The organism is Thermomonas flagellata (genome assembly GCF_022419185.1).
Classification (GTDB): Bacteria; Pseudomonadota; Gammaproteobacteria; order Xanthomonadales; family Xanthomonadaceae; genus Thermomonas; species Thermomonas flagellata.
Genome location: NZ_JAJOZK010000008.1, coordinates 63,455 through 75,959 on the forward strand (window position 1 = coordinate 63,455; position 12,505 = coordinate 75,959).

Sequence of the window (12,505 nt, forward strand, 5' to 3'; positions counted from 1 at the left end):
TCGGCTCAGCCCAGCGCGGTGCGCGCCGGCACGTAGGGATAGCCGAGGTCGCGCGCGACCGCCTCGTAGGTCACCTGGCCGGCATGCACGTTCAGCCCGTCCAGCAGGTGCGGGTCGTCCAGCAGGGCCTGGCGCGCGCCCTTGTTCGCCAGCTGCACCACGAACGGCAGGGTCGCGTTGGTGAGGGCGAAGGTCGAGGTGCGCGCCACCCCGCCGGGCATGTTGGCCACGCAGTAGTGGATGATGCCGTCCACCTCGTAGGTCGGGTTCTGGTGGGTGGTCGGGCGGCTGGTCTCGAAGCAGCCGCCCTGGTCGATCGCCACGTCCACCAGCACCGAGCCCGGGCGCATCAGCCCCAGCTGCGCGCGCGACACCAGCTTGGGCGCGGCCGCGCCCGGGATCAGCACCGCGCCGATCACCAGGTCGGTCTCCGGCAGGCGCTCCTCGATCGCGTCGTGGGTCGAGTAGATGGTGGTGAGCTGGTGGCCGTAGACCTCGTCGATGTACTTCAGGCGCTCGAGCGAGCGGTCGAGGAGGGTCACGTGCGCGTTCATGCCCATCGCCATGCGCGCGGCGTTGAGGCCGACCACCCCGCCGCCGATCACCAGCACCTCCGCCGGCTTGACCCCGGGCACGCCGCCGAGCAGCACCCCAGAGCCGCCCTGCGCCTTCTCCAGCGCGTGCGCGCCGGCCTGCACCGCCATCCGCCCGGCGACCTCGCTCATCGGCGCCAGCAGCGGCAGCCCGCCGCGCGCGTCGGTCACGGTCTCGTAGGCGATGCAGGTCGCGCCGGACTTCACCAGCGCGGCGGTCTGCTGCGGGTCGGGGGCGAGGTGCAGGTAGGTGAACAGCACCTGCCCGGGGCGCAGCATCGCGCACTCGGCCGGCTGCGGCTCCTTCACCTTCACGATCATCTCGGCGCGCGAGAAGATCTCCTCGGCGCTGGCGACGATCTCCGCGCCGGCGCGGGCGTACAGCTCGTCGGTCAGGCCGATCGCCTTGCCGCCGTCCTGCTGGACCATGACCTGGTGGCCGTGCGCGGTCAGTTCGCGCACGCCGGCCGGGGTCAGGCCGATCCGGTATTCGTGGTTCTTGATTTCCTTGGGGACGCCGATCTGCATGTCAGGCTCGCGGGTGGGTGGGTCTGGGCGCGGATTTTCGCATCCGGCCGGGTCAGGCGGTGGCCGCGATCGCGCGCCGCAGGCCGGCGAACAGGCGTTCGATGTGGCCGGCGTCGAGGATCAGCGGCGGCGACAGCGCGATCACCTCGCCGGTGTAGCGCACCAGCACCCCCTCGTCGTGGAAGGCGCGCAGGAACGCCTCGTAGGCGCGCGCGCCGGGCGCGCCGGGGCGCGGCTCCAGTTCGACCGCGCCGATCAGGCCGACGTTGCGGATGTCGCGCACGTGCGGCAGGTCGGCGAGGGCGTGGATCGCGTCCTCCCAGGTGCGCTCCAGGCGCAGCGCGCTGGCGAACAGGTCCTCGTCGCGGTAGGTGTCGAGGGTGGCCAGCGCCGCCGCGCAGGCCAGCGGGTGGCCGGAATAGGTGTAGCCGTGGAACAGCTCGATCATCCCCTCCGGGCCATGCATGAAGGCGTCGTGGATCTCCTGCCGGGCCAGTACCGCGCCCATCGGCACGCTGCCGTTGGTCAGGCCCTTGGCGGTGGTGATCAGGTCCGGGGTCACGCCGAAGCGCTGCGCCGCGAATGCCCCGCCGACCCGCCCGAAGCCGGTGATGACTTCGTCGAAGATCAGCAGGATGCCGTGGCGGTCGCAGATCTCGCGCAGGCGCTGCAGGTAGCCCTGCGGCGGCAGGATCACCCCGGCCGAGCCGGCCACCGGTTCCACGATCACCGCGGCGATGGTGCTGGCGTCGTGCAGCTGCACCAGCCGTTCGAGGTCGTCGGCCAACTCCGCGCCGTGCGCCGGCAGGCCGCGGCTCATGCGGTTGCGTTGCAGGTCCAGGGTGTGGCGCAGGTGGTCGGTGCCCGGCAGCAGCGGGCCGAACGCCTTGCGGTTGTTGGGCAGGCCGCCGACCGAGATGCCGCCGAAGCCGACCCCGTGGTAGCCCTTCTCGCGCCCGATCAGGCGGAAGCGCTGGCCCTCGCCGCGCGCGCGGTGGTAGGCCAGCGCGATCTTGAGCGCGGTGTCCACCGATTCCGAGCCGGAGTTGGTGAGGAACACCCGGTTCATCCCGGGCGGGGCCAGCGCCGCCAGCCGCGCGGCGACCTCGAACGCGAGCGGATGGCCCATCTGGAAGGTCGGGGCGAAGTCCAGCTCGGCCGCGGTGCGCGCGATCGCCTCCACGATCCGCGGCCGGCAGTGGCCGGCGTTCACGCACCACAGCCCGCCGGTGCCGTCGAGGATCTCGCGGCCGTCGTGGCTGCGGTAGGTCATGCCGCTGGCCGAGACCAGCAGGCGCGGCGCCTGCTTGAACTGGCGGTTGGCGGTGAAGGGCATCCAGAACGCGGCCAGGTCGGGCACGGCGGGCGGCGGGGCGGACATGGCAGGCTCCGGCGGGACGACGGCGGCACGCTAGCAGTGTTGAAAAAAATTAACAAGCGCCGCAGCGCAAGCTGTCCGCCGGGCGGCGTCGCGAGTGACGGTGCTTGTGCCATCTATCGCTGCTCTTGCGGGGCCGCAGCGGCGCGGGCCGGGTTTGACCCAGCGGCGGGCAGGTGTTAAATATTTCGCTACATGCACCGGAACACGCCATGGACATCGGCCAGCGCCTGCAAGCCATCCGCCAGGCCCGCGGCCTGAGTCAGCGCGAGCTGGCCAAGCGGGTCGGCGTCACCAACAGCACCATCTCGCTGATCGAGCAAAACAAGGTCAGCCCCTCGGTGGCCTCGCTGAAGAAGGTGCTGGAGGGCATCCCGATCTCGCTGGCGGAGTTCTTCGCCGCCGATTTCGACGTCGGCAGCGAGCCGACCCCGTTCTACCCGCCGGAGCGCCAGCCGGACGTGGGCAACAACGACATCCATTACTTCCTGGTCGGCAAGAGCCGGCACGGCCGCCAGATGTGCATCCTGCGCGAGGTGATGCCGCCCGGCAGCGACACCGGCGCGGACATGCTCTGCCACGACGGCGAGGAGGGCGGGGTGGTGGTGCAGGGCGAGGTCGAGGTGACCGTCGGCGACCAGGTGCGGGTGCTGCGCGCCGGGGACGGCTATTACTTCGAGAGCCGCCAGCCGCACCGCTTCCGCAACGTCGGCGCCGGCGAGGCGGTGATCATCAGCGCCTCCACCCCGCCCACCTTCTGACTGCCTCCTCGGAGACCCGCATGCCCGCCGCCCGCCCGCTGCCGTCCCGCGCCGACTGGGAGCGCCGCGCCGCGGCGCTCGCGATCGAGACCCGTGCCCACATCGACGGCGCCTACTGCGACGCCGCCAGCGGCGCCACCTTCGACTGCATCAGCCCGATCGACGGCCGCCTGCTCGGCCAGGTCGCGCGCTGCGGCGCGGCCGACGTCGAGCGCGCGGTCGCCGCGGCGCGGCGTGCGTTCGCCGATCGCCGCTGGGCCGGGCTGGCGCCGGCCAAGCGCAAGCGGGTGCTGCAGGCGCTGGCACGCCTGGTGGAGGCGCACGCCGAGGAACTGGCGCTGCTGGAGACCCTGGACATGGGCAAGCCGGTCGGCGACGCCCTGCAGGTGGACCTGGCCGCGACCGTGCGCTGCATCGCCTGGACCGCGGAGGCGATCGACAAGGTCTACGGCGAGGTCGCGCCGACCGCCGAGGACGAGCTCGGGCTGATCACCCGCGAGCCGCTCGGGGTGGTCGCCGCGATCGTGCCGTGGAACTTCCCGCTGCTGATGGCGGCGTGGAAGCTGGCGCCGGCGCTGGCCTGCGGCAACAGCGTGATCTTGAAGCCCTCCGAGAAGTCGCCGCTGACCGCGATCCGGCTGGCGGCGCTGGCGCTGGAGGCGGGTCTGCCGCCGGGCGTGCTGCAGGTCCTGCCCGGCTACGGCCCGGAGTGCGGCGAGCCGCTGGCGCGGCACATGGACGTGGACGGGCTGGTATTCACCGGCTCCACCGCAGTCGGCAAGCACCTGCTGGCCTGCGCCGCGACCAGCAACATGAAGCGCACCTTCGTCGAATGCGGCGGCAAGAGCCCGAACATCGTGTTCGCGGACGCGCCGGACCTGGACGCCGCCGCGCAGGCGGCCGCGCTCGGCATCTTCTACAACCAGGGCGAGGTCTGCACCGCGGCCTCGCGCCTGCTGGTCGAGCGTTCGATCAAGGACGCCTTCGTGGAGAAGGTGGTCGCCGCCGCGCGCGGCTTCCAGCCGCGCCACCCGCTGGAGCCGGGCGCGCCGATGGGGGCGCTGGTCGACGCCGCCCAGGTCGAGCGTGTGCTGGCCTACATCGAGGCCGGCCGGCGCGAGGGCGCGCGGCTGGCGCTCGGCGGCGCGCGCGTGCACTGCGACAGCGGCGGCTGCTACATCGAGCCGACCGTGTTCGACCAGGTGACGCCGGGGATGCGGATTGCCGCCGAGGAGATCTTCGGTCCGGTGCTGTCGGTGATCGCGTTCGACACCGAGGCCGAGGCGCTGGCGATCGCCAACGACAGCATCTACGGCCTCGCCGCCGGGGTGTGGACCCGCGACCTGGCGCGCGCGCACCGCATGGCGCGCGGCCTGCGCGCCGGCAGCGTGTGGGTCAACTACTGGGACGGCGGCGACATGACCGCGCCGTTCGGCGGCTTCAAGCAGTCCGGCAACGGCCGCGACAAGTCGCTGCATGCCTTCGACAAGTACACCGAGCTGAAGGCGACCTGGATCAACCTCGCCGGCTGAGCGCGCGGCGCGCTCACCACAGGGCGTCGCGCAGCTTGTACCAGGCCATCGCCGCCGCCAGCAGCGGGGTGCGCAGCAGGCGCCCGCCGGGGAAGCGGCGGTGCGGCAGGCGCGCGTAGGCGTCCAGCCGGCCCGCCTGGCCGAGGATCGCCTCCGCCAGCACCTTGCCGGCGAGGTTGCTGGCGGCGACCCCGTGCCCGGAGAAACCCTGCGCGTAGTACACGCTCGGATCCAGCCGGCCCCAGTCCGGCGCGCGGTTGCGGCTGATGTCGATGTAGCCGCCCCACAGGTACTCGAAATCGACGCCGCGCAGCTGCGGGAACACCCGCCACATGCGCCGGCGCATCACCGCGCGCAGGTTGGGCGAGGGCAGGTTCGAATAGCTGGCGCGGCCGCCGAACAGCAGGCGGTGGTCGGCGCTGAGGCGGAAGTAGTCGAGCGCCCAGTTGCAGTCGGCCACTGCCATGCCGTTGCCGACCAGGGCGGCGGCGCGTTCGGGGCCCAGCGGCGCGGTGGCACCGACGAAGCTGCCGACCGGCATGATCCGCGCGTCCAGTTCCGGCGCCAGCCCGCGCCCGAGGGCGTTGCCCGCCAGCACCACGTGGTCGCAGCGCAGCCGCCCGCGCGCGGTGTGCAGCACCGGCCGCGGGCCGCGCTGCAGCCGCAGCACGCGGCTGCCCTCGTGCAGCCGCGCGCCCGCGGCCTGCGCCGCATCGGCCAGACCGAGCGCGTACTTGAGCGGATGCAGGTGCCCGGCGCCCGGATCGAACGCGCCGCCGAGGTAGCGTGGCGAGGCCAGACTGGCGCGCAGGCGCTCCTGCGGCCACCATTCCACCGGATAGTCGAACCGGTCCTGCAGCAGGCGCTGCCAGTCCAGCAGTTCGGTCACCTGGCGCGGCTTGAGCGCGACCGTGGCATGCCCGTCGCACCAGTCGCAGGCGATCGCGTGCGCCCGCCGGCGCGCGTGGATCAGGGCGATGCCCTCGCGCGACCAGTCGAACAGCAGGCGCGCCTGCGCGGGGCCGGCCAGCGCCAGCAGGCGCGCCTCGCCGCAGCCGTAGCCCGGCAGCACCTGACCGCCGTTGCGGCCGGAGGCGCCGGCGCCGACCCGCTCGGCCTCCAGCACCACCACCCGCAGTCCGGCCTGCGCCAGTTCCAGCGCCGCGCTCAGCCCGGTGAAGCCGGCCCCGACGATGCCGACGTCGGCGCGGGCCTCGCCTTCCAGCGGCGGCTGCGGCGGCCGTTCCGGCACGCTGGCGGCATACCACGGCCGGGCCTGGTGGGCGGCATCCATGCGTTCACACCGTGCGCAGGTACCAGGCGATGTCGAGCGCGGTCACCTCGCGCTCCCAGGTGCGCAGCTCGCGCCGCTTCTGGGCGGCGTAGATGTGGCGGAAGCGCGCGCCGAAATGGCGCTCGACGAACGCGCTGCCGGCGAAGCGCTCCAGCGACTGCCGCCAGTAGGGTTCGCGCAGTTCGGTCTGGGCATAGGCATTGCCGGTGACCGGCGGGGTCGGCTCGCGCCCGGCGCGCAGTCCGTCGAGCATGCCCGCCAGCACCGCCGCGACCACCAGGTAGGGGTTGGCGTCGGCGCCGGCGATGCGGTGCTCGATGCGCACGTTGTCCGGGTCGCTGTGCGGGATGCGCAGCGCCACCGTGCGGTTGTTGTGGCCCCAGCAGTCGTTGAGCGGCACGAACGCGTTGAGCACGAAGCGGCGGTAGCTGTTGGCGTGCGGGGCGAACAGCAGCATGCAGTCCTCGCAGGACGCCTGCAGCCCGGCGATGGCGTGGCGCAGCATGTCGGCCGGCGCCTCGGGGGTGGAGGCGAACGGGTTGCGTCCGGCGCGGTCGCGCAGGCTCACGTGCACGTGCAGGCCGCTGCCGGCCTGGTCCACGAACGGCTTGGCCATGAAGCTGGCCTGCCGGCCCTGGGCGGCGGCCACCGCCTTGACCGCGCGCTTGAGGTAGAGCGCGTCGTCGCACGCGGCCAGCGCGTCGGCGCGGTGGCGCAGGTTGATCTCGAACTGCCCGGGCGCGTACTCGGCGACCGCGGTGTCGGCCGGCACGCCCTGCGCGCGGCACGCGGCGGCGACGCCGTCGATGAAGGCACGGTGGTCGGCCAGGTCCTGCAGGTAATAGACCTGGGTCGCGCGGTCGGGTTCGCCGGTCGCCGGATTGGGTGCCGTGCGCGGCAACCCGTCGGCGCCGAGCCGCGCATCCAGCAGGTAGAACTCCAGCTCGACCGCGACCACCGGCGTCAGCCCGAGCGCGTCGTAGGCGCGCAGCACGCGCTGCAGCACGCTGCGCGGGCTGGCCTCGAACGGGCCGCCGGCATCTTCCATCTCCAGCAGGCACTGCGCGCCGGGAACCGGCTCCCACGGCACCGGCCGCAGGCTGCCGGGGATCACCCGGCACACGCGGTCCTCGTCGCCGATGTCGTAGCCGAGGCCGGTCTCCTCCACCGTGTTGCCGGTGATGTCGGTGGCGATCAGCGACATCGGCAGGCACACACCGTCGGCGTAGGCCTTGGGCAGGGCGTCGCGGTGCACGCGCTTGCCGCGCAGCAGGCCGTTGAGGTCCGGCAGGATCAGATCGACATGGCTGTCCGCGGACAGGCGGTCGTACACCTGCTGGTCGGCGGCCGAGGGCAGGGGCTTGGGCATGCGCAGGCTCCGAAGGCAGGCCCCAGCTTTCCACAGGCGTTAAAAATACTCAACGCTGGCGCATGCTGCGGCGCAGCGCAGCCGGTGCCGGTGGCGGCCCCGGTTGGCTGATTTCTGGGTTCGCGGCGGCGGGGTGGGCGTCGACGCGTCGCGGGGTGTTGAAAACATCGCACACGCGGCGTAGTGTCGGGCCATCGCCCTGGGGGTGCGACATGCCCAACCGCCCGCTCGTCGGAGTCCCGATGGACCGCCGGATGCTCGGACCGCATCCGTTCCATGTCGTCGGCGACAAGTACCTGCGAGCGCTGGTGGAGGCGGCCGACGCCATCCCGGTGCCGCTGCCGAGCTGGTCGCCACCGCTGGACATGGCGCCGCTGCTGGACCGCCTGGACGGCCTGCTGCTCACCGGCTCGCCGAGCAACATTGCGCCGGAGCGCTATCCGGGCGGATACGGCTGGGACGGCAACCTGCTCGATCCCGAACGCGACGCCACCACCCTGCCGCTGGTGCAGGAGGCGATCGCGCGGCGGCTGCCGCTGCTGGCGATCTGCCGCGGCCTGCAGGAGGTGAACGTCGCCCTCGGCGGCAGCCTGTACCCGCAGGTGCACGCGGTGCCCGGGATGCTGGACCACCGCGAGCCCGCCGACGCGCCGCTGGAGGTGCAGTACGGCCCGGCGCACCCGGTGCGCTTGGCGCCCGGCGGGCTGCTGCGGCGGCTGGCCGGGCGCGACGAGGTGGTGGTCAATTCGCTGCACGGGCAGGGCATCGCCACCCTCGCCCGCGGGCTGGTGGTGGAGGCCACCGCGCCGGACGGGTTGGTGGAGGCGGTGCGGCTGCCGCAGGTGCCGTTCCTGCTCGGGGTGCAGTGGCACCCGGAGTGGCGGGCCTGCGCGAACCCGCTGTCGCGCGCGATCTTCCGTGCCTTCGGCGCGGCCTGCCGCGGCCAGGCCCTGGACGAGGTGGCCTGAGCATGGCCGGCGCGGGCAAGGGCGGCAAGCGGCGCGCGGCGCGCGTACCGGCGGCGGGCGAGGGCCCGGGCGAGGAGGCCGCGCTCAAGCGCTGGCTGCGCGAGCACCGCATCACCGAGGTCGAGTGCCTGGTGCCGGACTTCACCGGCAACGCGCGCGGCAAGATCATCCCGGCGCCGAAGTTCTCGCACGACTACGGCACCCGCCTGCCGGAGGGAATCTTCGTCACCACCGTGACCGGCGACTATCCGGACGAGTACTACGAGCTGGTGCAGCCGACCGACTCGGACATGTACCTGCGCCCGGACCCGGGCACGGTGCGGGTGGTGCCGTGGGCGACCGATCCCACCGCGCAGGTGATCCACGACTGCTTCAAGAGCGACGGCCGCCCGCACGAGCTGGCGCCGCGCAACGTGCTGCGCCGGGTGCTGGCGCTGTACGAGGGGCTCGGGCTGCGCCCGATCGTGGCGCCGGAGCTGGAGTTCTTCCTGGTCCAGAAGAACACCGACCCCGACTTCCCGCTGCAGCCGCCGGCCGGGCGCTCCGGGCGGCCGGAGACCGCGCGCCAGAGCTACTCGATCGACGCGGTCAACGAGTTCGACCCGATCCTGGACATGATGTACGACTTCGCCGAGGCGATGGAGCTGGACGTGGACACCCTGGTCCACGAGTCCGGCGCCGCCCAGCTCGAGGTCAACTTCGTCCACGACGACCCGATGTCGCGCGCCGACCAGGTGTTCCTGTTCAAGCGCGCGATGCGCGAGGCCGCGCTGCGCCACGGCGTGTACGCCACCTTCCTGGCCAAGCCGATGGAGAACGAGCCGGGCAGCGCCATGCACATCCACCAGAGCATGGTCGATGCGCGCGGCCGCAACCTGTTCGCGGGCGGCAAGCCCGGCCGCCACAGCGCGCTGTTCCTGCACTACCTGGGCGGGCTGCAGAAGTACGTGCCGATGGCGATGCCGTTCTTCGCCCCGAACGTCAATTCCTACCGCCGGCTGGCGCTGGGCGAGGTTGCGCCGATCAACGTGCAGTGGGGCTACGACAACCGCACCTGCGGGCTGCGGGTGCCGATGGACTCGCCGGAGAACACCCGGGTCGAGAGCCGCTTCGCCGGCTCCGACGCCAACCCCTACCTGGCGATGGCGGCGACCCTGGCCTGCGGCTACCTCGGCATCGTCGAGCGCCTGCAGCCGACCGCGCCGCTGTCCGGTAGCGCGCAGGAGCATGGCTACGGCCTGCCGCGCACGCTGGAGGAATCGCTGCGCATGCTGTCCGGCTGCCGCGCGCTGACCGAACTGCTGGGCCCCCGCTTCGTGGAGGCGTTCGTGGCGGTCAAGCAGAAGGAATACCAGACCTATTTCCGCGTGATCAGCTCGTGGGAACGCGAGTTCCTGCTGCTCACCGTCTAGCCCCGGAGGAGACCGCCGCGCATGACCACCGACCCGGCCCTGGCCACCCTGCAGCAACTGGATGCGCGGCACCACCTGCACCCGTTCAACGACAACGCCGCGCTCGCGCGCAAGGGCACCCGCATCCTGGTGCGCGGCGAGGGCTGCCACGTGTGGGACGCGCACGGCCAGCGCCTGCTGGACGCGTTCGCCGGGCTGTGGTGCGTCAACGTCGGCTACGGCCGGCGCGAACTCGGCGAGGCCGCGGCGCGGCAGATGGACACCCTGGCCTACTACAACAGCTTCTTCGCCTGCACCACCGAGCCGACCGTGCGCCTGGCCGCCAAGCTGGCGGAGCTGGCGCCGGGCGACCTCAACCACGCCTTCTTCACCAACTCCGGCTCGGAGGCCAACGACACCATCCTGCGCATGGTGCGGCATTTCTGGGCGGTCCAGGACCGGCCGCAGAAAAACATCGTGATCGGCCGCCGCAACGGCTACCACGGCTCGACCGTGGCCGGCGCCAGCCTCGGCGGGATGGCCGTGATGCACCGCCAGGGCGGGCTGCCGATCCCGGACATCCACCACATCGACCCGCCGTTCTGGTTCGCCGACGGCGGCGACCTCGACCCGGACGCCTACGGCCTGCTCGCCGCGCGCCGGCTGGAGCAGAAGATCCTCGAGCTCGGCCCGGAGCGGGTGGCCGCCTTCATCGGCGAGCCGATCATGGGCGCGATCGGGGTGTGGATCCCGCCGCGCACCTACTGGCCGGAGGTCGAGCGCATCTGCCGCGCCTACGACGTGCTGCTGATCGCCGACGAGGTGATCTGCGGCTTCGGCCGCACTGGCGAGTGGTTCGGCCAGCAGTACTTCGGGTTCCAGGCCGACATCATGCCGATCGCCAAAGGCCTGAGCTCGGGCTACATCCCGATCGGCGCGGTGATGTTCAACGACCGCGTGGCCGGCGTGCTGAAGGAACGCGGCGGCGAGCTGGCGCACGGCTACACCTATTCGGGGCACCCGGTGTGCGCCGCGGTCGCGCTGGAGAACATCCGCCTGCTGCAGGAGGAGGGCATCGTCGAGCGCGCCCGCCGCGAGATCGCGCCCTACCTGGCCGAGCGCTGGGCGCAGCTGGGCGAGCACCCGCTGGTCGGCGAGGCGCGCATCGCCGGGCTGGTCGGCGCGCTCGAGCTGGTCCCGGACAAGCGCGTGCGCCGCGGCTTCCCGGAGCCGGGCAAGGTCGGCACCCTGTGCCGCGACCTCGCCCTCGAGGAAGGGCTGATCCTGCGCGCCACCTACGACGCCATGCTGCTGTCGCCGCCGCTGGTGATAGGCCGCGCCGAGGTGGACGAGCTGTTCGAGAAGGCCTGGCGCGCGCTCGACCGCACCGCGCGCGCGATCGGCCATGCGAGCGCGGCCTGAACGGCCGGCCGCGTCCCGTTTTTCGTGGTATGCAGTGAAGTGACGCAGAGGGAGCCGGACCTGCAGGACGCATCGCCGCTGGCGCCGCCGCCAGCCCGCTGGCCATCGCTTGGGAGGGAGTGAGGAATGAACGCCAAGACCGTGTTGCTGCTCGCGCTCGCGCTGCTGGCCGGCGCCTGCGGCAAGCCGCCGGCCGCGGACACCGCGTCCGCCGCCGCCGGCAAGCCCGGCGCCGACGCCGGGGCCAAGACCCTGAACGTCTACAACTGGTCGGACTACATCGCCGAGAACACCATCCCGGACTTCGAGAAGCAGACCGGGATCAAGGTCACCTACGACGTGTTCGACTCCAACGAGGTGCTGGAGGCCAAGCTGATGGCCGGCGCCACCGGCTACGACATCGTGGTGCCCTCGCTGAACTTCCTCGGGCGCCAGATCAAGGCCGGGGTGTTCCTGCCGCTGGACAAGAGCAAGCTGCCCAACTACAAGAACCTCGACCCCAAGCTGATGGCGATCATCGCCCAGCTCGACCCCGGCAACCAGTACGGCATCCCGTACATGTGGGGCACCGTCGGCATCGGCTATAACGTCAACAAGGTCAAGGCGCTGCTCGGCGACAAGGCGCCGGTCGACAGCTGGGCGCTGGTGTTCGACCCGGCCAACGCGGCCAAGCTCAAGTCCTGCGGCCTGACCATGCTGGACTCGCCGACCGACATCCTGTCGGCCGCGCTCAAGTACCAGGGCGCCGACCCCAACACCCGCGACGCGGCCACCATCCAGAAGGCCGCAGACCTGGTGATGAAGGTGCGCCCGTACATCACCTACTTCCACTCCTCGCAGTACATCAACGACCTGGCCAACGGCGACGTGTGCGTCTCGGTCGGCTGGTCGGGCGACGTGTTCCAGGCCCGCAACCGCGCGCGCGAGGCCAAGAACGGGGTCGAGCTGGCCTACAGCATCCCCAAGGAGGGCGCGCAGATGTGGTTCGACATGATGGCGATCCCGAAGGACGCCAAGCACGTGGACAACGCGCTGGCGTTCCTCAACTACCTGATGGAGCCGAAGGTCATCGCCGACGACAGCAACTTCATCGCCTATGCCAACGCCAACGCCGCGGCCACCCAGTACGTGGATCCGGCGGTGCGCGACAACCCGGCGATCTACCCGCCGCCGGCGGTGATGGACAAGCTGTTCCTGCTGCAGGTGCTGCCGCCCGACCTCGACCGCGTCTACAACCGCGCCTGGACCGCGATCAAGACCGGCCGCTGA

Annotated in this window: 10 protein-coding genes; 6 read left to right on the forward strand and 4 right to left on the reverse strand. The window is 72.1% G+C overall.

All coding sequences use genetic code 11. The features are described from left to right. Nucleotides 1-5: 5 nt before the first annotated feature. Both ald and aptA read right to left on the reverse strand, forming a co-directional pair. Nucleotides 6-1,121, reverse strand: coding sequence for an alanine dehydrogenase (gene ald / locus ML340_RS08730; RefSeq protein ID WP_240098773.1), 1,116 nt, complete (start codon nucleotides 1,119-1,121; stop codon nucleotides 6-8). A 52-nt stretch (nucleotides 1,122-1,173) separates the two neighbouring features. After that, entirely contained in the window at nucleotides 1,174-2,502 is a 1,329-nt protein-coding gene (gene aptA / locus ML340_RS08735; RefSeq protein ID WP_240098775.1) for an omega-aminotransferase AptA, read from the reverse strand. 209 nt (nucleotides 2,503-2,711) lie between these two features. On the opposite strand from aptA, the gene ML340_RS08740 reads away from it, so the two are divergent. Both ML340_RS08740 and ML340_RS08745 read left to right on the forward strand, forming a co-directional pair. Next, on the forward strand, nucleotides 2,712-3,260 hold the full coding sequence (locus ML340_RS08740) for a cupin domain-containing protein (protein ID WP_240098777.1): 549 nt from the start codon (nucleotides 2,712-2,714) through the stop codon (nucleotides 3,258-3,260). Between the two features lie 20 nt (nucleotides 3,261-3,280). Further along, nucleotides 3,281-4,792, forward strand: a complete 1,512-nt coding sequence (locus ML340_RS08745; protein WP_240098779.1) for an aldehyde dehydrogenase — start codon at nucleotides 3,281-3,283, stop codon at nucleotides 4,790-4,792. A gap of 13 nt (nucleotides 4,793-4,805) precedes the next feature. On the opposite strand, the gene ML340_RS08750 is transcribed toward ML340_RS08745, so the two are convergent. Beyond that, a complete protein-coding gene (locus tag ML340_RS08750; protein WP_240098781.1) occupies nucleotides 4,806-6,086 on the reverse strand; it encodes an NAD(P)/FAD-dependent oxidoreductase in 1,281 nt (426 codons plus the stop codon). A gap of 4 nt (nucleotides 6,087-6,090) precedes the next feature. Next, nucleotides 6,091-7,455, reverse strand: a complete 1,365-nt coding sequence (locus ML340_RS08755; RefSeq protein ID WP_338064425.1) for a glutamine synthetase family protein — start codon at nucleotides 7,453-7,455, stop codon at nucleotides 6,091-6,093. Nucleotides 7,456-7,667: 212 nt separating this feature from the next. On the opposite strand from ML340_RS08755, the gene ML340_RS08760 reads away from it, so the two are divergent. The 4 genes from ML340_RS08760 (at nucleotide 7,668) to ML340_RS08775 (ending at nucleotide 12,505) form a co-directional block, all read left to right on the forward strand. Beyond that, complete coding sequence (locus ML340_RS08760) at nucleotides 7,668-8,423, forward strand: gamma-glutamyl-gamma-aminobutyrate hydrolase family protein (protein WP_240098783.1); 756 nt, start codon at nucleotides 7,668-7,670, stop codon at nucleotides 8,421-8,423. A 2-nt stretch (nucleotides 8,424-8,425) separates the two neighbouring features. Then, on the forward strand, nucleotides 8,426-9,835 hold the full coding sequence (locus tag ML340_RS08765; RefSeq protein WP_240098785.1) for a glutamine synthetase family protein: 1,410 nt from the start codon (nucleotides 8,426-8,428) through the stop codon (nucleotides 9,833-9,835). Between the two features lie 21 nt (nucleotides 9,836-9,856). Further along, nucleotides 9,857-11,236: an aspartate aminotransferase family protein gene (locus tag ML340_RS08770; RefSeq protein ID WP_240098787.1), complete on the forward strand. Its 1,380-nt coding sequence runs from the start codon at nucleotides 9,857-9,859 to the stop codon at nucleotides 11,234-11,236. A gap of 126 nt (nucleotides 11,237-11,362) precedes the next feature. Beyond that, nucleotides 11,363-12,505 (forward strand): extracellular solute-binding protein, encoded by a 1,143-nt coding sequence (locus ML340_RS08775; protein WP_240098789.1) that lies wholly within the window; start codon nucleotides 11,363-11,365, stop codon nucleotides 12,503-12,505.

Excerpts from the sequence above, each read along its gene's own strand:
- ML340_RS08755 (WP_338064425.1), bottom strand. The coding sequence starts at position 7,455 with ATGCCCAAGCCCCTGCCCTCGGCCGCCGACCAGCAGGTGTACGACCGC.
- ald (WP_240098773.1), bottom strand. The coding sequence starts at position 1,121 with ATGCAGATCGGCGTCCCCAAGGAAATCAAGAACCACGAATACCGGATC.
- ML340_RS08770 (WP_240098787.1), top strand. The coding sequence starts at position 9,857 with ATGACCACCGACCCGGCCCTGGCCACCCTGCAGCAACTGGATGCGCGG.
- ML340_RS08740 (WP_240098777.1), top strand. The coding sequence starts at position 2,712 with ATGGACATCGGCCAGCGCCTGCAAGCCATCCGCCAGGCCCGCGGCCTG.
- ML340_RS08775 (WP_240098789.1), top strand. The coding sequence starts at position 11,363 with ATGAACGCCAAGACCGTGTTGCTGCTCGCGCTCGCGCTGCTGGCCGGC.
- ML340_RS08765 (WP_240098785.1), top strand. The coding sequence starts at position 8,426 with ATGGCCGGCGCGGGCAAGGGCGGCAAGCGGCGCGCGGCGCGCGTACCG.
- aptA (WP_240098775.1), bottom strand. The coding sequence starts at position 2,502 with ATGTCCGCCCCGCCGCCCGCCGTGCCCGACCTGGCCGCGTTCTGGATG.
- ML340_RS08750 (WP_240098781.1), bottom strand. The coding sequence starts at position 6,086 with ATGGATGCCGCCCACCAGGCCCGGCCGTGGTATGCCGCCAGCGTGCCG.
- ML340_RS08745 (WP_240098779.1), top strand. The coding sequence starts at position 3,281 with ATGCCCGCCGCCCGCCCGCTGCCGTCCCGCGCCGACTGGGAGCGCCGC.
- ML340_RS08760 (WP_240098783.1), top strand. The coding sequence starts at position 7,668 with ATGCCCAACCGCCCGCTCGTCGGAGTCCCGATGGACCGCCGGATGCTC.